At 58.0% G+C, this 23,449-nt stretch carries 19 protein-coding genes; 5 read left to right on the top strand and 14 right to left on the bottom strand.

Going from position 1 to position 23,449, the window contains the following annotated elements; all coding sequences use genetic code 11:
• Window positions 1-27: 27 nt before the first annotated feature.
• On the bottom strand, window positions 28-1,266 hold the full coding sequence (gene trmD / locus CKV99_RS03955; RefSeq protein WP_092254718.1) for a tRNA (guanosine(37)-N1)-methyltransferase TrmD: 1,239 nt from the start codon (window positions 1,264-1,266) through the stop codon (window positions 28-30).
• On the opposite strand from trmD, the gene CKV99_RS03950 reads away from it, so the two are divergent.
• Window positions 1,265-1,897 (top strand): DUF4232 domain-containing protein, encoded by a 633-nt coding sequence (locus CKV99_RS03950; protein WP_092254715.1) that lies wholly within the window; start codon window positions 1,265-1,267, stop codon window positions 1,895-1,897. The genes trmD and CKV99_RS03950 overlap by 2 nt on opposite strands.
• On the opposite strand, the gene rimM is transcribed toward CKV99_RS03950, so the two are convergent.
• From rimM to rpsP, 3 genes are read right to left on the bottom strand one after another with little or no spacing between them, the layout of a single operon-like run.
• Window positions 1,894-2,391 carry a ribosome maturation factor RimM gene (gene rimM, locus CKV99_RS03945; protein WP_092254712.1) on the bottom strand — a complete coding sequence of 166 codons (498 nt, stop codon included), beginning with the start codon at window positions 2,389-2,391 and terminating at the stop codon, window positions 1,894-1,896. The two genes, CKV99_RS03950 and rimM, sit on opposite strands and share 4 nt — an antisense overlap.
• 33 nt (window positions 2,392-2,424) lie before the next feature.
• The gene (locus CKV99_RS03940; RefSeq protein ID WP_092254708.1) at window positions 2,425-2,946 is read right to left on the bottom strand and encodes an NUDIX hydrolase; all 522 of its coding nucleotides are present in this window, start codon (window positions 2,944-2,946) and stop codon (window positions 2,425-2,427) included.
• 58 nt (window positions 2,947-3,004) lie between these two features.
• A complete protein-coding gene (gene rpsP, locus CKV99_RS03935; protein WP_092254706.1) occupies window positions 3,005-3,529 on the bottom strand; it encodes a 30S ribosomal protein S16 in 525 nt (174 codons plus the stop codon).
• Between the two features lie 349 nt (window positions 3,530-3,878).
• Between rpsP and CKV99_RS03930 the strand changes: the two genes are divergently transcribed.
• A complete protein-coding gene (locus CKV99_RS03930) occupies window positions 3,879-5,948 on the top strand; it encodes an acyltransferase family protein (RefSeq protein ID WP_092254703.1) in 2,070 nt (689 codons plus the stop codon).
• 24 nt (window positions 5,949-5,972) lie between these two features.
• Here CKV99_RS03930 and ffh read toward each other — a convergent pair whose 3' ends face one another.
• The 9 genes from ffh to gdhA all read right to left on the bottom strand — a co-directional run bounded on the left by ffh (window position 5,973) and on the right by gdhA (window position 18,974).
• A complete protein-coding gene (ffh, locus tag CKV99_RS03925) occupies window positions 5,973-7,586 on the bottom strand; it encodes a signal recognition particle protein (RefSeq protein WP_092254700.1) in 1,614 nt (537 codons plus the stop codon).
• Between the two features lie 115 nt (window positions 7,587-7,701).
• On the bottom strand, window positions 7,702-9,246 hold the full coding sequence (gene ftsY / locus CKV99_RS03920) for a signal recognition particle-docking protein FtsY (protein ID WP_092255645.1): 1,545 nt from the start codon (window positions 9,244-9,246) through the stop codon (window positions 7,702-7,704).
• A gap of 165 nt (window positions 9,247-9,411) precedes the next feature.
• Complete coding sequence (gene smc, locus CKV99_RS03915; protein WP_092254697.1) at window positions 9,412-12,876, bottom strand: chromosome segregation protein SMC; 3,465 nt, start codon at window positions 12,874-12,876, stop codon at window positions 9,412-9,414.
• A gap of 283 nt (window positions 12,877-13,159) precedes the next feature.
• The gene (locus CKV99_RS03910; RefSeq protein WP_092254694.1) at window positions 13,160-14,602 is read right to left on the bottom strand and encodes an alanine/glycine:cation symporter family protein; all 1,443 of its coding nucleotides are present in this window, start codon (window positions 14,600-14,602) and stop codon (window positions 13,160-13,162) included.
• A 9-nt stretch (window positions 14,603-14,611) separates the two neighbouring features.
• Window positions 14,612-15,436 (bottom strand): bifunctional DNA-formamidopyrimidine glycosylase/DNA-(apurinic or apyrimidinic site) lyase, encoded by an 825-nt coding sequence (mutM, locus tag CKV99_RS03905; protein WP_092254691.1) that lies wholly within the window; start codon window positions 15,434-15,436, stop codon window positions 14,612-14,614.
• 5 nt (window positions 15,437-15,441) lie between these two features.
• The gene (gene rnc, locus CKV99_RS03900; protein WP_092254688.1) at window positions 15,442-16,221 is read right to left on the bottom strand and encodes a ribonuclease III; all 780 of its coding nucleotides are present in this window, start codon (window positions 16,219-16,221) and stop codon (window positions 15,442-15,444) included.
• Complete coding sequence (locus CKV99_RS03895) at window positions 16,218-16,751, bottom strand: YceD family protein (protein ID WP_092255642.1); 534 nt, start codon at window positions 16,749-16,751, stop codon at window positions 16,218-16,220. The genes rnc and CKV99_RS03895 overlap by 4 nt, the downstream gene beginning before the upstream one ends.
• 30 nt (window positions 16,752-16,781) lie before the next feature.
• Window positions 16,782-17,549: a DivIVA domain-containing protein gene (locus CKV99_RS03890; protein ID WP_092254685.1), complete on the bottom strand. Its 768-nt coding sequence runs from the start codon at window positions 17,547-17,549 to the stop codon at window positions 16,782-16,784.
• A 78-nt stretch (window positions 17,550-17,627) separates the two neighbouring features.
• Window positions 17,628-18,974 carry an NADP-specific glutamate dehydrogenase gene (gdhA, locus tag CKV99_RS03885; RefSeq protein ID WP_092254682.1) on the bottom strand — a complete coding sequence of 449 codons (1,347 nt, stop codon included), beginning with the start codon at window positions 18,972-18,974 and terminating at the stop codon, window positions 17,628-17,630.
• A gap of 201 nt (window positions 18,975-19,175) precedes the next feature.
• Here gdhA and CKV99_RS03880 point away from each other — a divergent pair, with 201 nt between their 5' ends.
• Window positions 19,176-20,333, top strand: a complete 1,158-nt coding sequence (locus CKV99_RS03880) for a glycerate kinase (protein WP_092254679.1) — start codon at window positions 19,176-19,178, stop codon at window positions 20,331-20,333.
• On the opposite strand, the gene CKV99_RS03875 is transcribed toward CKV99_RS03880, so the two are convergent.
• Window positions 20,303-20,704: a hypothetical protein gene (locus tag CKV99_RS03875; protein WP_092254676.1), complete on the bottom strand. Its 402-nt coding sequence runs from the start codon at window positions 20,702-20,704 to the stop codon at window positions 20,303-20,305. The two genes, CKV99_RS03880 and CKV99_RS03875, sit on opposite strands and share 31 nt — an antisense overlap.
• A gap of 30 nt (window positions 20,705-20,734) precedes the next feature.
• Between CKV99_RS03875 and CKV99_RS03870 the strand changes: the two genes are divergently transcribed.
• Entirely contained in the window at window positions 20,735-22,075 is a 1,341-nt protein-coding gene (locus CKV99_RS03870; RefSeq protein ID WP_092254673.1) for a DUF4921 family protein, read from the top strand.
• Between the two features lie 58 nt (window positions 22,076-22,133).
• Window positions 22,134-23,390 (top strand): amidohydrolase, encoded by a 1,257-nt coding sequence (locus tag CKV99_RS03865; RefSeq protein ID WP_092254670.1) that lies wholly within the window; start codon window positions 22,134-22,136, stop codon window positions 23,388-23,390.
• The last annotated feature ends 59 nt before the right edge of the window (window positions 23,391-23,449 follow it).

Here is a 23,449-nt window from a genome sequence, read left to right as displayed (position 1 = left end):
GGCCCACGACTCGCCTCATTTCCGGCTTTATTCTCGGTGGTTCCATGCGCAGGCAGCAGTGACACCTGGCTCCTTGTACCCCTCATCGGTAGTGCCATACCAGTACGTTCCGGCAGGCAACGCCGCAACCACTGCTTTTGTGGCATCGCGCAGGTCTAGCGCGCTGCGCCCATTAACCACCACTCGGTACAAAGATTCGGCCACCGGCACGTGCCCTTCCGCCTGCTCGAACTGGGCGACCAGCATATTGTCCGGCTCACAGCTCAGATCCACCTGCTCAGCGTGAATCTCGCGCGGTTCAAAGCCTGCTTTGCGTAGCTTCTTCGGCATCTGCCCCGCCGCACGTTCCCACTCGGCTGCGGTGATCAGCACATTCAAATCAGTAGCAATGTCGCGGGCGTTCAAGGCAAACAGGTCCTCCTTGGTCAGGGTGCTTTCATCGATCAGCTCGGGGCGAACAGACTTAGTCCGAAGCAGCGATTGGTCGCGCCGCCACCGCTCAATCTTGGTGTGATTTCCGCTCAGCAGCACCTCAGGGGCTTCGAGCCCGCGCCACACCCGCGGCTTGGTGTAGCTCGGGCCCTCAAGCAACCCATCCGAAAACGAATCCTGCTCGTGGCTGGCAGTATTGCCCAGCACACCGGGGATCAGCCGAGTTACGGCCTCCGCGATCACTAGGGCTGCTACTTCCCCACCGATCAGCACGTAATCGCCGATGGAGACTTCACGTACCCGGTAGCGCTTCTCGGCATCCTCGAATACGCGCTGGTCAATGCCTTCGTAACGCCCGCACGCCACCACAATGTGGTTTTCGCGCGACCACGCCTGCGCATCGGCCTGCGTAAATGGCGTGCCTGCCGGAGTGGGTACTAAAAGCAGTGGCTTAGAACGATCCTCGCCAATAGCAGCATAAGGGCGTGCTTGGGTGCCGTGGACTTCGTCGTGGCGCAGCCGGTCATTACGGTGCTTGCTTGCCGACGACAACTCGTACCCCACTCTGCCTGCAGCGATATCGTCGAGCGCCGGGCCCCACACCTCGGGTTTCATCACCATGCCGGGCCCGCCACCCAGCGGAGTATCGTCGACAGATTTGTGGCGATCAGTTGCCCAATCACGCAGGTTGTGCACGCCGACTTCGAGGATTCCTTCCTCAATGGCCTTGCCCAGCAGGGCATGGCGGAGCGGTTCGAGGTATTCGGGAAAGATGGTGATGATATCGAGTCGTAGCGCCAATTGAGTCACCTCTTCTACGATACTAGGGGCCATGCCGAAGTTGAATCGCCTTGTCCCTCTCACCGCCACTGCTACCATCGCAGCTGTCCTTGTCGCCTGCGGCTCGGGCTCAGAATCTGCCGCGCCGGCGCCTATGCCAACAGCACCACCTGAGGTGCTGCAGAATGATTTGCCCAGCGAGTCTCCGGCGCCTGAGATGGCACCTGAAACCACCGGCAACCGCGAGGAAGACCTCGCCTCCGGCACGGACAAGGGCGCGTGCATTACGGAGAATCTCGAAGTGGTGCTAGCTAATGAGCAAGGCGCTGCCGGCTCGCGCATCTTCGAAGTGGAGTTCACCAACACAGGCCGCAAGTGTGAGATGATCGGCTTTCCCGGTGTCAGTATTATTGGTGATGGTGTGGGCCGCCAGATCGGTGCGCCAGCCAATCGCGAACCGGCGGGAACAGATTATGTCGCGCTCAATAAGGGTGATTCTGCAACCGCCACCGTCACTGTCTCCCAGGCAGGCGCTTACGACGAAGCCATCTGCTCCCCCACCGAGGCCGATGGCCTGCGCGTATTCCCACCGGCGAACACAAACTCGGTGTATGTCCCCATTCCAGGTCTCACAGGCTGTGACAACCCGGATGTATCAATTTTGAGTGTGGGCCCAGTTCGCTAAAGTTCGAACAGTCCCTCCGGAGGGGTGACCACAGCGATACCTTCTTCGAGGTCGACCTCGGGCACGATGTCGTACACGAATGGCACGAGCACTTCTCGGCCTTCGTAGGCGACCTCGAGTATCTGACGGCCCGGTGTGTGCATGACACCGGTAATTTCACCGATGTCCTCTCCGTCGCGCACCACTTTCAACCCGATCAGCTCGTGGTCATAAAAACCATCGTCATCTTCTTCTTCGCGGGGAGGTGCGAAGAACACTGTGCCACGCAGGGTTTCGGCAACATTGCGGTCTGGCACTTCCCGGAACTTGATCAACAGGCGCCCTTTGTGCGGACGCACAGTTTCCACGGTAAGTTCGTGCTCTTTGCCGGTTTGCTTCCCGGCGAGCACCTCGTCGATAGCAAACCGGATTTCCGGCACATCCGTAGTGGGGTCCACGACCACTTCACCCTTGATGCCGTGGGATTTGACCACACGGCCGATCTGTAATTCCATGAGCGCTGATTCTACCTTGTCCCAGACTCGTGCTTACCGGCACGACTCATGAAACACATCAGGCCTATCAACGAAGTCCCACACGAACCGCATCACTGATTCGCGGTAGGGCAAAAATTGTCCGGCTCGCATCAGTTCGATCACCTTGTGGTACCCCACCCAGCGCACCTCTGCTACTTCCTGGTTGGGCACCGCAAGTTCTTCAATGTCTACGTTGTGACGCAGCACATACACATCGTCAAAGCCTTGGGCGTAGTTCACGGTGAATGCTGGCCTGCCAAGTTCGAGATCAAGGCCTAGTTCTTCACGAGTTTCCCGCTGTATCGCCTCGCGTGAATTTTCGCCTGCGATGGCAGACCCGCCAACGGTCACATCCCACAGCCCCGGCCACAGAGCTTTATCTTCCGAGCGGCGCTGGATCAGCATCCGGTCTTGGTGATCGAACAGGCACAGCGTGACTACAAGGTGAAACTCTCCTTCACCATGTTCGGCGCCAGCATCGACGATTTTTCCGGTGCGATTGCGGTTCTCGTCGTAAATGTCCCATTGCTCCATGGATTTAAAGATACCCCGCACCACAGTGTGGTACGGGGTCAGGAAAACGACAGAGTTTTTACTGCGCGTCCTTCTCTTCAGCTTCCTCAGCTGGGGCCTCTGCCTCAGCTGGGGCCTCTGCCTCAGCTGCCGCTTCTTCCTCTGCCTTCTTTTCAGCCTCAGCCTCAGCAGCAGCCTTCGCCTCTGCTTCTTCCTTCGCCTTCTTGCGCTTTTCGGTGATCGCTTCGGCGGTTGGGCCGTTGTTGGCCTCCTCCAGAGCCTGGTTGAACAGGTCGAGCTTGGATGGCTTTTCTTCAGCGGTCTTGAGAGTGCCTTCTGCGCCAGCCTCGCCCTTGTGCTTCTGCCAATCACCGGTGACCTTCAGCAAAGCTGCAACAGGCTCGGTTGGCTGTGCGCCAACGCCCAGCCAGTACTGTGCGCGCTCGGAGTCGATCTGGATGAGCGATGGCTCTTCCTTTGGGTGATAGATGCCGATGTTCTCGATGACCTTGCCATCGCGGCGGGTGCGTGCGTCTGCAATGACAACACGGTACTGTGCGTTGCGGATCTTACCCACACGCTGCAACTTGATCTTGACAGCCATAATTTTTCCTTACGGTCACTGGGCAGTTCAGTCACCCGCCGCGGATTCGGCAGGCCGGTTCAGCCCCTGGTTTTTACCTGCGCGTGACACGACCGGCGGGACATACCCGTAATCGGCGCTGACGCAGTGCATTGCGCGCTTGACGACGAGCACACAACCCGAATAATCCTAGTGGATTGGTACTGCACTTTCCAAACCGCTGGCATCTCTGAGCGCGTGGCAACCATCACCCTAGCATCACCCTCAGAATCAATCATAAGTTTGGCAGGGGTGGGCCGCACTTAGGTCCTACCCGCTTTTCGCGCTACAGTCTGGAGGACGTTTTCTTCCAGCTTTAACGGGTGGTGCTATGACTTCCGCACAGCGCAAGCCCACGTACCGGCATGATCTCGATGGTCTGCGCGGTTACGCCATTGCGTTGGTAGTTCTGTTTCACGTCTACGTCGGCCGGGTCTCGGGCGGTGTTGACGTGTTTCTGCTCCTGTCAGGTTTCTTCTTTCTAGGTTCCCAACTACGTTACGCGTTACGACGCCACGCCAGCCTCAATCCGTGGTGGCCAATCTGGAGGACTGCTCGCCGGCTTCTCCCGGCGCTTGCTGTGACTCTTATTGCCACGGTTATTGCGGTTTTGACACTTGCTCCGGAGCTGCTGACTCCGGAACTCACCCAACAATTCACCGCTGCCGCGTTCTATTACCTGAACTGGCAGCTCATGGCCCAGGATGCAGCCTACTCGGCCGCCAGCGTAGATACGTCCCCGCTGCAGCATTTGTGGTCCATGAGCGTGCAGGGCCAGTTTTACCTGCTCGGTATCGTGTTTGCCCTCGGTGTGGCGTGGTGGATTCGCCGCTTTCATACCCCGCCGGAGATTGTACGCCGGACGGTAGTAATCATCCTGCTCGTGGCGACACTCCTCTCTTTCGCGTGGGCGTCACGCCACGGCCTTATTGGTACGGCCGACAACTACTACTCCACCTTCTCACGCATGTGGGAAATGACACTCGGCGGCTTGCTCGCCATTGTGGCCCACCGCCTCACTATTCCGTCAAAGTTTGCTGCATGGACAGCGGGATTAGGCGTTGTCATGATCACGATCACGGGCATAGTGGTGCCCACCTCGCTGGCTTTCCCTGGCCCCGTTGCATTACTGCCATTGGTGGGTGCGGTGCTGGTGATCACATCCGCGGGCGACCACCCGATCTCCCGCGTTTTGTCGTCGAGGCCGGCGACGTGGCTTGGACGTATCGCCTACTCGCTGTATTTGTGGCACTGGCCGATGCTGATAATTACCACTGCTATGACAGGCCATGAGACTCCTCCAGTCTGGTTGGGCACCCTCGTGGTCGCAGCGTCGCTACTGTTGGCGCACGTGACTCACCGGTGGGTGGAAGAGCCTCTAAAACAGCATCGCAAGCGCCCGACGCTCGTCGAAAAGCCAATACGTGATGCCCAGCTCAGCCTGAAGCTTCCAACCGGACGCAAACGTGCTGCAGGTGGCGTGGTTGTCGCTGCTCTCATGGGGGCGATTGTGGCGGTACAACCGGTCTGGGACTCCGTCACCGAAGATGCGAGCAAGCGCCTTGACCCTGCGCGCTACCCCGGCGTGATGGCACAGTTCGGGGCCGATATCCCTGATGTGAAGCCGAAGCCAGACCCCACCCTCATCGCAGGGATGTACCCTCCGATCGGCGGAGACGGCTGCATGATCGGCATGCATGATTCTGCCGACGAATTTCGTGGTGATGAATGTATCTACGGCAACCCGGACGCTGAGGCTACCGTGGTCCTTGTGGGTGGCTCCCACGCTGAGCCCTATGGCATACCGCTGGACAGCCTGGGCTGGCAGCACAATTTCCGAGTCATCCCGTTTGTTCGCCAACAGTGCCCGATAATGCTTGGCGACGACACCGGAGTCCTGCCTGAATGCGCCGCGTGGAGCGAGAATGCCTTCCAACGCATCGTTGAGCTTGATCCGGACTTAGTCGTTTCTACATCGACGCGGCCCGAGGGTGAGTTCGGCCATGGCCCGGACTTTGTACCGGCAGGCTATATCGGTTTCTGGCAGGCACTCGACGAGCACGCCATCCCATTTTTGGGACTGCGCGATAACCCCTGGTTCTTCGATGCGGAAAAACTGCCCGAGGACCCGAACCATTGCCTGATCCGCACCAAAGATGAAAGGGTGTGTTCAATGCACCGCGACGATGTGTACGCTCCTGTCGACCCAGCCCAGGAGATCGTCGCTGACCTTAACCATGTGACCGCGATCGACACCGCCGATTGGTTCTGCACCGCCGATTACTGCTCACCGATTATCGGCAATATCTACGTCTACCGAGACACCAACCACATCTCCAACCAGTTCGCAGCCTCCACCGAGGAGGTGTTATGGAACGGCATGCAGTACGCAGTGCAGTGAGGGGTGACGCGATTCATGAACTAGTTACTTACCCTTGTTCATCCGCTTCATGGCTTCGCTGAAGTCCAAATTATTAAGGTCAATATTTTCCATGCCCTTTGGCATAGGTGGCATGGCTTGTCCCGGCATTCCTCCGCCCTGCTCCATTTGCTGAGCGAGCTTCTGCATTTCAGCCATGTTCGGCATGCCACCACCTCTGCCGCGACGGTTCTTCACTGGCTTGCGCTTACCGTTTTTACCCCTGCGGCCTTTCGGCTTCTTTTTAGTGGCAGAACGACGCATTCCTGGCATGCCTGGCATGCCCATCTGATTAGCCATTTTGCTCATCATTTTCTTGGCTTCGAAGAAGCGCTCCACGAGCTGATTAACCTCAGAGACTTCAACGCCGGAGCCATTGGCGATCCGCTTGCGCCGCGAAGCATTCAAAATCTTGGGATCCTGGCGTTCCGCTGGAGTCATGCCACGAATAATGGCCTGAATGCGATCGATCTGTTTCTCATCGACCATGTCAGCCATCTCGTTCATCTGCTTACCACCGGGCATCATCTTTAACAGATTGCCGATGGGGCCCATACGGCGGATCATCAACAGCTGGTCGAGGAAGTCTTCCAGAGTGAGCTCACCGGTGCCAATCTTCATGGCCGCGTCAGTGGCCTTTTCCTGGTCCATAACGGACTCAGCCTGCTCAATCAGCGAGAGGACATCCCCCATGCCAAGGATCCGGCTGGCCATGCGATCTGGGTGGAAGACATCGAAGTCATCCAGCTTCTCACCGTTGGAAGCAAATAGGATTGGCTTGCCTGTGACCTCACGGATCGACAGTGCCGCACCGCCACGGGCATCGCCATCGAGCTTGGTTAGTACAACGCCGGTAAAGTCCACCCCCTCAGCGAAGGCCTGAGCCGTGGTGACGGCGTCCTGGCCAATCATCGCGTCGATGACAAACAGCACCTCATCTGGGTTGACTGCATCGCGAATGTTGCGGGCCTGTGTCATCAGGGTTTCATCAATACCCAAACGTCCCGCGGTATCGATGATCACCACGTCATGCTGCGCACGCTTCGCCTCTTCCAGGCCTGCCTGTGCGACAGCAACTGGGTCACCATGTGAGGTGCCCATTTCGTGGGCGTGCGAATCTACCGACGTGCCCGGATCTGGTGCAAATGTTTTCACACTGGCGCGCTCACCGACGATCTGTAACTGCTGCACCGCACCAGGGCGCTGCAAGTCACAGGCAACCAGCATCGGGGTGTGCCCCTGCTTCTCCAAATGGCGCGCGAGCTTACCGGCGAGGGTGGTCTTACCCGCCCCCTGCAGACCAGCAAGCATGATCACCGTCGGCGGGTTCTTAGCAAAGTTCAGTCGACGCGTCTCACCACCCAAGATGGCAGTCAATTCTTCGTCGACAATCTTGATCACCTGCTGCGCAGGATTAAGTGCTTCAGAAACGTCCGCGCCGAGAGCACGTTCCTTGACTCGCTTAATGAAGGAGCGAACGACGGTCAGAGACACGTCGGCTTCCAGTAATGCGATGCGAATTTCCCGGGCAGTAGCATTAATGTCCGCCTCGGTGAGCTTGCCCTTGCCGCGCAATCCCGACAAAGCTGTTTGGAGGCGGTCGGACAGTGACTCGAACACGCTTCAACACTCCCTTAAGTAGCTAATAGGTAACGCTCCTAGCCTAGCGCGTGACCACCCCCACGGTCACATTGCTTTCCACGGGGCTCTCACAGGGTTTCGTCGAAAAGCGAGTTTAGCCAAGCAACGCGTCGACAAAACCCTCGACCTCGAACGGAGCCAAATCATCAGCACCCTCACCTAAACCAACGAGCTTGACGGGAACCCCCAACTCTTCCTGCACCTGGAACACAATGCCACCCTTGGCGGTACCATCCAGCTTGGTCAGCACCACACCGGTGATATCCACAACATCACGGAAAATCCGCGCCTGCGTCAGTCCATTTTGGCCCACGGTAGCGTCCAGCACGAGCAGGACTTCGTCAACCTGCGACTTCTTTTCCACAACGCGCTTGACTTTACCCAGCTGATCCATCAGACCAGTCGAGGTGTGCAGACGGCCCGCGGTGTCGATCACTACCACGTCGGCCTGCTCCTGCACTCCCCTAGCCACAGCATCGAAAGCGACCGCAGCTGGATCTGCGCCCTCCTTGCCGCGCACCGTGATTGCGCCAACGCGTCGACCCCACGTCTCCAGCTGATCTGCCGCTGCAGCACGGAACGTATCCGCTGCGCCAAACAGCACGCGGTGGCCCATGGAGACCAACACGCGTCCCAGCTTGCCAGTGGTGGTGGTCTTACCAGTCCCGTTTACGCCCACAACCAAGATCACGGCTGGTTTGCCGTCGACAGGCATCGCCTTAATCGAACGGTCCATTTCGGGCCGCCCCGCCTCAACCAACGTCTCACGCAGCATCGCGCGAGCTTCATCTTCACTGCCCACACCACGTTCAGCGATCTTTTCTCGCAACTGATCTGTCACGCGCATCGTCAAATCCGCGCCTAGATCAGCCATGATGAGGGTGTCTTCGATTTCTTCCCAGGCGTCCTCATCCAGATCACCCGCAGTCAAAATACCCAGCAGTCCCTGACCGATCGCATTCTGCGAACGCGACAAACGGCCACGCAAACGGCCGATCCGACCTGCCACCGGTTCAATATCATCAAGGGGTTCCTGTGCCGGAGCCGGCTCCCCCTCGGGGGCGGGGGTTTGCTCGCGCGCCTGGTCCGCAACCTCAGCGGTTACCTGCGCGATATCGGCAGCTTCCTGCGCTTCTTCTTCCGGGGTGGGAGTTTCCGCTTCGGTGGCCTCGAATTGCTCAACACGCTTTTCCACATCCACATCATTGTCCGGATCCTCAGCGTGTTCCTCCGCTAGGTCTTGAAACAGTGGCGCGTCCTGCTGTTCCTGCTCCTCATCTACCTTGGGTGCCTCATCGTCGTTAAGCTCTTCAACCGCCTCGGCCGCGTCATGCGTGAGCTCAAACTCAGGTTCCTTTTCTGCAGGAGCAACTGTTTCTGTTGGCTTGTCCACGCGGCGTGGCTGGACGGGCTCTGGCTGCTTTTCGGGAGCATTCGCGGGAGCAAAGTTGAACCCTCCCTTAGCCTGATAATTGCCGGATTTCTCCTGTTGGGTGAGCTCCTTAGGCTGCTCCTCATTCTTCTTAAAAGAGACAGTCTTAGACTTCTTACGGTTATTACCAACGACGACAACGATGCCCACGATAATGAGCAGTACGACGACAATGGCGATGATTATCCAAAGAAGATTCATATTCATACCATCCATAGTGCCAGGTTTGTCCCTTCTAGCACTAATAGCGAAGGCCTCACCAGACCGCGCTAGGCTGCACTAGGAGATGCAGAAATTCGGCAGTTACACAATCACCTGCCCAAAAACTTACCTAACCAACCGCATCGCAACACGAAAGTGCAAATATCAAGTTTACGTCACAGTGGCAGTACTGGGCGCCGGACTCATACGCTGAGAAATCACACGTGTGACCCCGTCGCCACGCATAGTCACGCCGTAGAGCACATTCGCCACATCCATCGTGGGCTTCTGGTGGGTGATCACTATCAGCTGAGAATCTTCACGGAGCTCTTCGAGCAAGGCAATCAGGCGGCGCAGGTTGACGTCGTCAAGTGCTGCTTCAACCTCATCGAGAACGTAAAACGGCGAGGGCCTAGCACGAAAGATTGCCACAAGCAGTGCCAACGCTGTCAAAGATTTTTCGCCACCAGACAGCAGTGACAATCTTTTGACCTTCTTACCCGGTGGACGGGCCTCAATTTCGATGCCGGTGGTAAGCATGTCATCGGGGTCAGTAAGCAGCAAGCGGGCCTCACCACCCGGGAACAAGGTGTTGAAAACTTTGGGAAACTCGGTCTCAACATCGTTCCACGCGTCGGTGAACAGCTGTAAGATCTGCGCGTCCACCTCCTCAATGACACCAGAGAGATCTTTACGTGCCTGCACAACATCAGCAAGCTGGGTTGACAGGAAACTGTAGCGCTCCTCCAACGCCTTATACTCCTCAAGCGCTAACGGATTGACCTTTCCCAGAGAAGTCAGATCTTTCTCGGCCTGCTTCAGCCGTTTCGTTTCCTCAGCCTTGTCGAAATCTTCACCCGGGGTGTAGCCCTCAAGAAGGTCAACAATCGCGATGCCCAACTGCTCGGTGATCTTCGCTTCGGCCTCGTCGATACGCACCTGCGCCTGCGACTGCGCAATGTCGGACGCGTGGGCATTATCAGTCAACCGCGACAGTTGCTGGCGTGTGGCGTTTACCTTGTCGCGAGCCTGGGAATGCTGCACCTGCAAGGACTTAACCTGCGCAGATAACTCATCGCGGGAGGCGGTGGCACGAGCAAGCGCGTCGTCGGTGCGTGCAACCAAATCGCGGGCATGTCCCGCCACGGTCTGCGCTAGTTCAGCTTGCGCTTTCCGACGCGCCATCGCCGCCTCATGACGAGCCTTCGCCTGGCGCTCGTGCTCAGCCTGACGGCGTAGCCCATCGCCCTTTCCTGCAATCTGCTCCGCATTCTGGGTTGCAGTGCGCCACTGCAACGTCGCCTCCAGCTCCATAGACTTAACCTGCGCCAAGGCTGCTAAAGCCTCATCGCGGCCTTCCGTCGATGCCTCTTCAGGGCCGTCCGAATCTTCAACGCGCGACAAGCGATCACGGGTTACCGCCAACTCTTCCCTCCGGCGATTTAAACGCACCTCCGCCTCGGTGGCTCGCTCCGCAGCGCGCTCGTGCTCAGCTTTGTTGGCCTCATACTGTTTGAGCAAGCGTTGGTGGTCACGCTGCCACGCCTCGACATTCGCGTCATGTTCGTTAAGTGCCGCGCGTGCCGACGCCGCCGCTACCCGCGCATCCTCAGCGGCAAGTTTCGCGCCCTCCAAGGTGCCCGATAGCTCCTCTAGCTCGGCGCGTGCTGTAGCCAGCTCCTCGCCTGCCACCTCAATCTGGGCTGTCACCTCCACGGTGCTGGTCTGCCCGCTGCCCACAGCGACCCACCCCTCGCCAACAAGCACCCCCTCCGGTGTGACAGCTCGCAGGCGCGGGTCATCCTCCACTACTGCGCGTGCCTGAGTGAGATCGTCGGCAAGTACCACGTCTGCCAGCAGACGAGTAACCGGGCCGGTGACGGCGTCAGCTAGCGTGGCGTGGTCCAACAACCAAGACGTTCCCGCGGGCAGTGTCCCGTCAAGCCGCCAGCTACGCCCACCCGCTGTATCGATGACGATGGTGCGCGACGCGCCGGCGAGCTTATCGACGACCGACTGATCTACCACACCAGCCACCGCCTCCGAGTACTGCCCTAAAGCCACAGCCAGGGCCTTCTCCACACCTTTCTCGGCGCGGACCAAACCGGCAAGAGGACCATAATCGCTGCCGAGGGCTTCAGTGCCGCTGGCAGTCGGGGCAGATTCCTCCAGGGTGGAAATGCGCGACTCCAAAGAATACACAGCACGCTCCCGCTCACGCTGAGCATCACGCAGCTGATCCAGGCGTTTATCAGCCGCGTCTGATTCGGCAGCCGCCCGAATATGAGTGTCGTGGAGCGGGGCGCGATCGTCGTGAAGCTCCTGAAGCTTGGCCCCCACCTCGGACGCTTCGCGGTCGGCCGTCATCGTGCGCGCACGGGTCTCCTCCAGCGTTTCATTCAGGCGCGCGATCTCATCCTCAGCCGCCTGAACCGCCCCCGCCTGCGACTCCTCCTGGGCAAGCAGGCGGACCACGCCCTCGCGACGGTCGGCGATCGCACGAACCTGGGCCATATGCTCAGCCTCAGCGGCATCGGCGGCCTCTTGTCGTGCGGCAACCTCCTCGCGGATGGCCTCGAGACGTTCCGCAGCTTCCTCCGCCACCAGCAGTGCTTCCTGGTACTGCTCGTCGGCGATAGTGGCGCGCGCGAGCAAATCATCAGGGTCCGGGCCAGAATAAGCAACCTGCGCACCCACATTAGAGGCACGCTCCGTGGCGATACGCACGGTCGCACTGACACGTTCCGCCAGCGTAGACAGTTGGAACCAGAGTTGCTGGGCCTGCTCCGCCCGCGGGGTGACCTCCTGCTGTTGAGCCTCGATCGCCTCCTGGGCTGCAGTGAACTCCTCCAGCTGGACAGTGACAGACTCGACCTGCTGCGCCAACAGCTCAGCGTTGCGGGCCGCGTCGTTAAGTTTGGCGCGCAACTCCACCACCTGGTGTGCGGCGAGCTTCAGGCGAGCGTCGCGAAGCGTGGCCTGCACCGATGCGGCTCGCTGGGCTGCTTCCGCTTGGCGGGCGAGAGGCTTGAGCTGCTTGCCCAACTCGTCGGTCAAATCCTGCAGGCGATCGAGATTGGCCTGCATACCAGTAAGTTTGCGTTGTGCCTTCTCTTTCCGACGGCGGTGCTTAAGCACACCCGCAGCCTCTTCGATATAGGCGCGGCGCTCCTCCGGCTTCGAATCCAAGATCTCGCTTAACTTACCTTGGCCCACAATAATGTGCATTTCGCGGCCGATCCCGGAATCGCTGAGCAACTCCTGGATATCCATCAAACGCGCTTTAGAACCGTTAATCTCGTACTCACTAGCACCGTCGCGGAACATGCGGCGCGTAATTCCGACCTCGGTGTAATCAATCGGCAGGTGACCGTCTGAATTGTCAAAAGTGAGGGTAACCTCCGCGCGACCCAGTGGCTTACGATCACCCGCGCCCGCAAAGATGACGTCCTGCATCTTACCGCCGCGCAAATTTTTCGCACCCTGCTCCCCCATCACCCAAGCCAATGCGTCAACCACATTGGACTTGCCCGAGCCGTTCGGCCCCACCACAGCACAAATGCCGGGCTCGAATTTCATGGTCGTTGCAGACGCAAAGGACTTAAATCCCTTGAGAGTCAACGATTTTAGGTGCACCGAAGAATTTTAACATTTTAGTACCCTGCACTGACATTCCTAAGCTGCACGGTCACATTTTGCAGAGTTCCGTGGATGCAGCAATCACCTCAGGCAGCGTCCGGTCGATGAATCCTTAAAAAGAGGCTCAAAAACGCACGATTTAGAACAATCCATCGACCGGAGCTCACCGAAAGCTGTACAGACGCCAGCGGTTTAAGAAAATTGCTACATCACCTTGACCACTCGCAACCTGTGGGGGCTTTCATCGAGAAAAGAAAGAAGCTTATCGACACCTCCTTGCTCAGATCTCTGGATTCACAGGATTGGAGCCGTCCCAGGTCTCCACATTTCTAAGTTCGGGAATCATGTTCTTGTGGAACACCGGATCAATTCCAGCAGCCCGCTGTTCAGAGTAGTTTTTCAGCAATTTAATGGCTACCCCACCCAAGGGAACTATCGCAAGCAGGTTGATGAATACGAGGCATGCGGCAAATGTATCGCCAAGCGCCCACACCAACGGAATGGAACCAACCGCGCCGAAAAACACAAAGCCGATAACAGCTACGCGGAAAATGTTCATCACCAGCTTGGAATTAGTGAGGTACTCGATGTTGGCCTGAGCCAAGTAGTAGTTACCAATAATCGACGAAAACGCCAGAAAGAACAGGATAAAGCTGACAAAGTGGATCGCCCAATCACCCACGGAATCAGCAAGCGCAACCTGGGTCAGAGATGCGCCCTGGACCTCTTCACCGTACATCGGTTGCGGACCGAGCAAAATGATGAAAGCCGTGATGGAGCACACCACGATGGTGTCAAAATACACGCCGAGAGTCTGCACTAAACCCTGCTTAACCGGATGCGACACGGTGGCGGTCGCTGCGGCATTCGGTGCGGAGCCCATACCTGCCTCGTTAGAAAACAGGCCACGGCGCACACCGTTCATAAACGCGGCACCGAGGGTAGCGCCAGCAATCTCCTTGAAGCCCAGAGCGTGGCTAACGATGTCGACGAACATGCCCGGAATCTCACTGATATTCACAATGAGCACGATCGCACCCATGATGATATAGGCGCCGGCCATGAACGGCACGATGATCTGGGTAGCGCTAGCAACCCTAGTCACACCGCCAAAGATGATGGAGGCGGTCAGCAACGCCACAAGCCCGCCGACGATCAACTTGAAGGTCAGCGAATCGGCTTCAAAGGAGGTGCCCACTGACTCAACGATGGAATTAGTTTGGATCGCGTTGTACACGAAGCCATAGGTCACCGCGAGAAACACCGCGAAGACCATTGCCAGCGGGGTCCAGCCCAGGCCACGGGTCATGTAATAGGCCGGCCCGCCGTGATAGTTGCCTTCCTCATCTTTCGTCTTCCACAGCTGGGCCAAAGTGGACTCTACAAACGAGGTCGCACCACCAACGATCGCGATCAGCCACATCCAAAACACAGCCCCAGGGCCGCCCAATGAGATCGCCACGGCCACACCGGCCACGTTGCCAGTTCCTACGCGCGATGCCGCAGAAATGGTAAACGCTTTAAAGGCAGAGATGCCACCCGCACTTTTCTCAGCACCACCGGGCTTTTCGATGATGGCCTTAAACATGTCGGGGAGCATGCGCACCTGGACAACAATGGTCCGGATACCGAAATAGATCCCAGCGGCGATGAGCACCCAGGGGACAACCATCCAGAGGTTGTCATTAATCGTCGATGTGACGAAGTTTTCGAGCTGTTCCATGTGAAAATCTTAAATCACCTGGCAAGTAGCGCAAAAATAGCTTGAGCGGCCGTTAACTTTAGTGCGTTTAATTGGGTTGCCACACCGTGCACACGGCCGGTCTACCTGCCCATACGCGTTGAGCGACCGCGAAAAATAGCCACTCGCACCGTTGACGTTCACGTACAGGGAATCGAAGCTGGTGCCGCCTTGCGCTAAAGCGCGGGCCATCACTTCACGCGACTCTTCGAGCAGGCGCACGGCATCTTTTTGCCGCAGTCCGCGCGCTTTCCTGGTCGGCTTGACGCCAGCAGCCCACATGGCTTCATCAGCGTAGATAGAACCAATACCAGACACGATCCCCTGGTCCAGCAACACCGTTTTCACCGCCGAGTTCTTAGATCGCATGGCACGTGCCGTGGCAATTACATCGAAAGAAGCGTCAAATGGGTCAGGTGCAATGTGGGCCATCGTCGTGGGGAGGCCCTCGTCGTCAAGCGAGGCATAGTGCCAGTAGCCAAAGGTGCGCTGATCGACGAAACACAGCTCACGATCACCGAGGTCCGCGCGGATCCTTAAGTGCGGGCTGGTAACCTCGCCGTGCTTGCCGACGAGCATCTGGCCACTCATGCGCAGGTGAATCACCAGTGCGTAGCCGTCAGACAGCTCAAACCACAAGTACTTCCCGCGGCGGCGCACTGTATCGATAGTAAGCCCTGGCAGAACATCGGTGAGATCAACATCGTTGTCGCGCACAGCACGCGGATGGAGCACTTCAATTTCGCGGAAGGTCAGTCCACGAACATGCTCATCGAGGCCACGACGCACCACTTCAACTTCAGGCAGTTCTGGCATTAGCTTCAGGCTCCGGAGCCTGTGACAGTGCCTGCGACGGAGCTGGGATGGTCGCGCAAGAATAGCACAGCCTGACGAGCTGCTTCCTGCTCCGCCAACTTTTTATTCGGGCCCACGCCTTGGCCACGAGAGGTGTCCCCGATCATGACATTGGCGGTAAAAGTGAGATCGTGTTCCGGGCCAACACTCGTTGCCACATACACCGCCGCGGGTGCTTTGAGTTCAGCCAGGCGTTCCTGCAGAGTGGTCTTCCAGTCCTGGTGGCGGCCGGCGGCACTCGCCGTGTGGATCTTCTCGTCGAAAAGCCGCAAGATCACATCGCGAGCAGTCTCGAACTCGTGCTGTCGGTAGATAGAGCCAAATAACGCCTCAGTGGTGTCAGCCAGAATCGAATCTTTATTTCGGCCATCTGTGACCTCCTCGCCCCGGCCCAACAGGATATGCGGGCCCAGGTTGATCTGGCGGGCGATATCGGCCAGCCCATAACGCGACACAATCGACGCACGCATCTTAGAAATATCTGACTCAGGCCGCGAGGGGTACACCTCATACAGTTTCGTGGCCACCGCCAGGCCCAACACAGCGTCACCCAAAAACTCCAGGCGCTCATTATTCGGCAGGTTTCCGTTTTCGTTAGCGAAGCTGCGATGCGTCAGGGCTAAGCGCAGATATTCGTCGTTGATATCCACACCCAGTGCTTCCTTCAGCGGGCCGTGATCAACCGCTTCAAAGGCCTGCTGCCACGCATCCTCACCAGTAATCTTGCGCTTGCGTGGCCGGCTCACAGGAACTTCTCCAACCCTGCCCACCGGGGATCCACACGCTCTTCTGCACCGGAAACACCATCCGGTGCCGGAACATCAGTCTCGGCACAGTCGGGCTGACACGTGGGATTGAACGGCAAAGTCAGTCCAGCTTCGTCTATGAAAGACTGCTCAAGATCAACAGTGTCATCAGGGTTGACATACTTTACCTCGTCACCGGACCCCTGATCTTCATCTACTTCCTCATCACCAGTAATGAAATCCTCATCGATGGAAAACACCTGGCTAATTGTCAGAGATTCGGTAGGAGTCAGTGGCGCCAAGCAACGCACGCACTCCCCCTCCAGCGAAGCGGTTGCAGTGGCATCAACCAGCACACCGGAGCCTAGATTAGTCACTGTCGCCTCGACGGTGACCTCGCCACCTTCAGGGATCGCGATCATCTCCGGGCCGATCCGCGACGGCGACGACCCAGTAGTGGTGATCACCTGTGGCATGCCGTCAGAGCGAAGCACGTCAGCGACATTGAGAACAAAAGGATTGGTAGCCATAACAGCCACCGATCTTAACCTATCCCGGCCCTATTCGGAACGTGGGCGACGAGTCCGCTCGGGCCGGTCAGGAAAATCATAACGCTGGTAAGTATCAGTGCGCTGGGCACCCGAAACGCCAGCGCCTCGTCGTAAAGCACTGCGATCGCGTGTAACCGTACGCAAAATGCCAGACAAAGTCTCCTCGAACTCGCCCAGCTTCGTATCCACAAATTCGTCGCATTCAGTGCGCAGACGGTTGGACTCGGTGTGCGCATTTTCAACAATCCGGTGCGCTTCCTCGTCGGCACGCTTCATCACCTCAGCCTCGGACACAAGGCGCTGCTGCTCCGCCAAACCCTCAGTTACGGAACGTTCGTAAGCCTCATTGCCCTCGTGGTTCAGGCGTTCGGCCTCAGCCTGGGCGGACTGCAGCGTGTAGTGAGCCTCTTCGTTGGCACGCCGCACAGTCTCGGCGGCCTCGTCCTGCGCCTGAGCAACCATCGACGTGGAACGCTGCTGTGCATCGGCCAGCATATCCTGAGACTCGTTGTGAGCGTCAGCCACAACGCGCTGCGCTTCTTCCTCAGCATCGGTGATGATGCCGTCGGCACGCTCCTGCGCGCCTCGCAAAATCTCATCCTGTTTATCCAGCACGTCCTGCGCATCATCGAGCTCTACGGGCAGGGCATTGCGCAAGTCATCGAGCAAGGCCAGCATGTCATTGCGTGGCACCATGCAATTAGTGGTCATGGGCACGCCGTAGGCCTGCTCCAAGGTGTGTACGAGTTCATCCAAGGATTCAAAGACGCGATACATGGCTTTGATGCTAGTGCTTAACGACGAGAAAACGCCCGCTCGACACGAAATCGATCGGGCGTTTCTACGCCAAGGGCGTTAGACGACACCCTGGGCAAGCATTGCATCGGCAACCTTCTTGAAGCCGGCGATATTCGCGCCCAGAATGTAGTCATCCTCGCGGTCGTACTCGGCTGCTGTCGCCTCACAACGCTGGAAGATATTAGACATGATTTTGTGCAGACGTTGATCGGTGTACTCGAAGGACCAGGAGTCACGCGATGCGTTCTGCTGCATTTCCAGGGCGGAGGTGGCCACACCGCCCGCGTTTGCCGCCTTGCCCGGCGCGAAGCGGATCTTTGACTTGCGGAAAACCTCAATTGCCTGTGGGGTGGATGGCATATTCGCGCCTTCAGCGACGTACTTCACACCGTTGTCTACGAGCATCTGTGCGTGTTCCCCACCCAGCTCATTCTGAGTAGCACAGGGGAGAGCTACGTCTGCCTTCAACGACCAGATGGAGCCATCGGTGTGCAGGGTTGCCCCCTCTGCTTCCTTCACATAAGCAGAGATACGTTCGCGGCGGACTTCCTTGATGTCTTTAAGAAGTTCGAGGTCCACGCCGTCTGGGGTGTGGACCCAGCCGGAGGAGTCGGAGAAACCGATGACGGTCGCGCCCATCTCTTGTGCCTTCTCTATAGCGTAGATCGCCACGTTACCGGAGCCAGAAACTATAACTTTGGCACCGTCAAGGGACTCGCCATGGGCACGCATCATCTCGTTGGTGAAGTACACGCACCCGTAACCAGTAGCCTCGGTGCGCACCAGGGAGCCACCCCACGACAAACCCTTGCCGGTCAGGACACCGGACTCGTGCTGGTTGGTCAGACGACGGTACTGGCCGAACAGGAAGCCGATCTCGCGTCCGCCCACGCCGATGTCGCCTGCTGGCACGTCGCGGTACTCGCCGATGTGGCGATGTAGCTCCGTCATGAAGGACTGGCAGAAACGCATGATTTCGCCCTCGGAGCGACCCTTCGGGTCGAAGTCGGAACCGCCTTTGCCTCCACCAATGGGTAGACCGGTCAGGGAATTTTTAAAGATCTGCTCGAAGCCCAGAAACTTGATGATGCCCAGGTTCACCGAGGGGTGGAACCGGAGGCCACCTTTGTAGGGGCCTAGTGCTGAGTTGAACTGGACACGGAAGCCACGCGCAACGTGGACGTTGTTGTTGTCCGAGATCCACGGGACACGGAAGATGACCTGACGTTCTGGCTCGCAAAGGCGCTGAATCAGCCCGTAATCGGCATAGTGTGGGTCCTTTTCCAGGACAATTTTCAGGGAGTCCAGCACCTCGGCCACGGCCTGATGGAACTCTGGCTCGCCTGCGTTACGTTTCAGCAGCTTGCTGTAATAGCCAGAAACCAGCTCGTCAGTCTTCGACATCGCATTCCCATCCTTACACGTCGTTTCGTGTGGGGCACACCCCACTTAGGCATACTCCACTTAGGCACACAGCCTAAGGCAAAGACTGTGCGCATGTACGCAGAATAGTTTTCACGCAGAACCCCAGTTTCGCAAGTTGATATGAAAGAAAACTCTCTAGTTTAAAATCACACCGCAAAGCTGGCCTCTACACTGGGTGTCATGACTGATTCAGCCCACAGCCCACTCGATTCTCTAAGCGGTGCACGTGCCGAGGATTTGACCATTGTGATAGCCCCGGATTCCTTCAAGGGAACCGCATCTGCGGACCAGGCCGCCCAGTGGTTGGGTGAAGGTGTGAGGCAGATTATCGCGAACGCCGATATCGTGCTTGCCCCCATGGCCGACGGTGGGGAGGGTACCTCCGAGCTCTTTGAAGGCGAACGGATCACGCTGCCGACTACCGACGCGGCAGGCCGTCTTACTGAAGCGACTTATGTCTACCATGCAGCCAGCACCACCGCCTATATCGATGTGGCGGCCGCTTCTGGGCTTCCTGCGGTGGCCGACAACCCTGTCGCAGCTACCGGTGATACCTACGGCACCGGTGTCTTGATTGCCGATGCGCAAACGCGAGGAGCAACCCGAATCGTGTTGGGGCTGGGGGGTTCCGCCACCGTGGACGGCGGAACGGGAATCCTGGTCGCTTTTGGTATTAACCCCATCAACCAGGAGGGGTATACGCTACGCACAGGCGGGACCCACCTGCGTGAGCTGCACGACTTTGATACTGCCACGATGAATATTCCCGCAGCCGGTGTGGAGTGGGTCTTGGCCGCGGATGTCACTTCACCAGTCACCGGGCCCAAGGGAGCTGCCCACGTGTTCGGGCCGCAGAAGGGTGCTACCGCAGAGGAGGTGGAGCTTCTCGACGAGGGGCTAGCTCGCCTGTGTGCGGTCACCGGGATTGCTGCAGACACACCTGGATTCGGCGCTGCCGGTGCGGTCCCTGTGGGGATCACCTGGGTCTCGCAGTTGCTCTACGGCAATTCTGACAACGTCCACCTAGTGTCTGGTGCCCAGCTGGTTGCTGATGCTTTGGGCTTGCCCGAGAAAATCAGTCAGGCCTCTCTGGTCATCACCGGTGAGGGCAAGTACGACGACCAGACGGCGGCGGGAAAGGTTGTCGACGTCGTGGCACGGTTGGCTAGGGAATCAGACGTGCCTGTAGCGATCGCCTCTGGCCGGTTCGAGGCGGAGGTTCCCGAAGGGGCGATTGCCGTGGAACTGGAAGCCGGTCTCGATGTCGCGGAACAGATGCGCCGTGCCGGGGCTCGGATTGCAGTGGATTACCTCAATATCTCCACGGTCCAGGGGTAGAGCGAGGGCAGTTCAAAATCGGTTTCGCGCTCGAGCGCAACGGGGTCGTTCGGTAGCTTGGCGGGCGGGGTAAGAATGCGTGACAGCCCCATCGCCAGCTGATTATATGAGCGCACATTGTCGGCAGTAACAATGATGCGGTGCATGCTGGCATGGTCCGGATCCTCGCCGCGTTCCTCACGGTAAACGTTGCGCAACTGGTTGACGGTAAAATCGTCACACTTCTGGCCTGGAGTATGGGCAACCTCACCATCGGTGAGCATCTTATGCTTTTCGAGGATCTGAACTGCCCGTCGGAACGCGTCTGCGAGCTCCTCGGCGGCGGACGTAGGCTGGTCCGGAATCAAAATATCGAACTGGATAGAAGGCATGTTCCAAGACTAGCTAATAGTCTGGAGACTATGACGTTCCCAATCCATTCCTACCGCGAAGCCCTCTCGACGATGGCGGACGGCACAATTAAACAGATCAACCCCTTTTCTGGAACCCAGGTATGGACGGTACCTGGGCGCGGCAATCGCCCCCTGTCGAAGCCGAAGACCGATACGGCACCGCTCACTCCGGAAGATTTCACCCACTCGTGTGCGTTCTGTACCGGTAACCCTTTGAAAACACCACCAGAAAAGTCGCGGATGGTTCGTGGCAACGACGGTGAGTGGCACATCCTCACCGGCTTGCTTCCCGACGAGATGGAGCACACCTCCGCCGCTTTTCGACGAGTGCCTAACCTCTTCGAGATTGTCTCCTACGACTACTGGGTGGAAAACTACCAGTACGAGATGGCCTCCGATACAGCGTTTCAGATGAAGCGCTACATTGCCGATAAGCGCGGCCGCCAACATGTCATCGACATCGTGCGCACCCGCCTCAATGCGTCTGGCAACGGCAAGGGTGACAGCATGACCGACGAAGAATTGCTTGCCAAAGCCCCAACTTATTTCGCGGGTGGACACGACGTCATCCTGTCGTCCCGCCACTACGTGGATGGGGCTACAGATGATTCTCAGCTTGCATCGTCGGGAACACTGACACCGGAAGAACACTACGGTTTTATCGCGTTTACTATCGACGCGATGCGGGACTTGTATGAAAACAATCGGTATGCCCCGTATGTAGTGGTGTTTCAGAACTGGCTCTCTGCGGCTGGCGCATCCTTTGACCACTTGCACAAGCAGCTTGTGGCAATCGACGAACGTGGTGTGCAAACCGACATGGAAATCCAGAAGCTGCGCACCAACCCCAACATGTACAACGAGTGGGCGATCAACTATGCCAGCTACCACAACTTGGTCATCGCTGAAAATGACTATGCCATCCTGATTGCAGGAATCGGCCACCGCTACCCCACTTTGGGCCTGTACTCCAAGTCTGCAATACCAGAGCCGTGGCTGCAGTCGGCGGAAGAGGTTCGCGGCATGTCGGATCTGCTGCATGCAGCGCACGCGGCAACTGGCGCAGACATCGCGAGCAACGAGGAGTGGCACCACAAGCCGGTGGATTTGGATATGCCAATGCCGTGGCGGATCAATCTCAAATGGCGCGTGTCCACCTTGGCTGGCTTCGAGGGCGGAACGAAGGTCTACGTGAATACTATTTCACCATTTGAACTGCGCGATCGCGTTGTCAGCGCCATGTACAAGCTGCGCGATGAAGCCACGATCGAATCATCGATACGCATCGCTACCGAATGTTCTGCGGCGACCAACGTGTTACGTTATAACCCCATGCTGCATCTCTCCTAGCGGCAATTCGCTATCGTCGTTGGTAGAAAAGTTCGCTAGCACTGGGAGCTGTTACACCATGCCAAGTATTGCGCGTATCCTGCAATCGCACGACGTTGACCTGTCGTGGCAGCAAACGACCTATGAGTGGTTACACGAACACCCCGAGCTGTCCGGACACGAGCATGAAACCCACCGCCGGATCCTCCAGGAATTGGAACGCTTCGACTGTGAGGTGATCGCACCGATAGGCGGATACGGCATCGTCGCGGTTTTTCGCAACGGTGACGGCCCCACAGTCTTGTTCCGTGCAGACTTCGACGCGTTGCCGATCAAGGAAGAGACTGGGGTGCCGTATGCGTCGACACGCGTGCGCCCCAACCCTGACGGGTCTCAGGTGGGTGTGATGCATGCGTGCGGGCATGACATGCACACCACGGCACTATTAGGTGCGTGCGCAATCCTGGACGGGATTCGCGACGAGTGGTCCGGTACCTTCATCGCCCTGTTCCAGCCTGCCGAGGAAAACGCGATGGGTGCAACAGCGATGGTGCACGACGGGTTGCTCACCCGTATTCCCCGCCCAGATGTGTGCATGGCCCAACACGTCATGCCTGGGCGCGCCGGCGAGGTGCAGACGAAACCTGGCCCACAGTTCGCAGCGTGTGATTCAATCCGCATTCACATCCCGGGCCGCTCCGCCCACGGTTCGATGCCGCATAAAGCGATCGATCCCACCTATATCGCGGCCATGGTGGTCATCCGTCTGCAAGGCATCGTCGGGAGGGAGGTCGATCCAAATGAGTTCGCCGTGGTGTCGGTAGGTACCCTGCGCTCAGGCTCCACAAACAACATCATCCCTGACCACGCGGAGCTTGTATTGAACTGCCGGTTCTACAACGATGACGTGAAGCGCCGGGTGTACGCGTCCATCCGCCGGGTGGTGGAAGCTGAGTGTCAAGCCTCTGGTGTGGAAGAAACTCCACGGCTAGAGTTCTTTGCCCACGGCGAGCTGCTGGATAACTCGCCCGAGGTCTTCGCACAAGTTCGAGGCACGTTTGATGCTGTGTTTGGCTCTCGATCGGTTGACGCAAAGCCACGTACCGTGTCGGAGGATTTTGCCAATATTCCGCTCGCTTTGGGTACTCCGTATCTCTACTGGGTTGTTGGCTGCACTCCCACTGAGGTGTGGGACGAGGCTGTGGCGAATAATCGGGTCACCGAAGACGTGCCGGTCAACCACATGAATACGTTTTTGCCCGACTACGAACCGACGGTGTATGCCACCACCTATGCTGCTGCGGCGGGTGCCCTGTCTTACCTCGCAGACGAATAGTATGACCAATGAGTGAGAAATGGCCGGATAACTTGGTACACTCTGTCTCTGTACGGTTA

Origin of the sequence: Corynebacterium cystitidis (genome assembly GCF_900187295.1) — a bacterium.
Lineage (GTDB): Bacteria > Actinomycetota > Actinomycetes > Mycobacteriales > Mycobacteriaceae > Corynebacterium > Corynebacterium cystitidis.
This window is presented reverse-complemented; position numbering and strand designations above follow the sequence as displayed.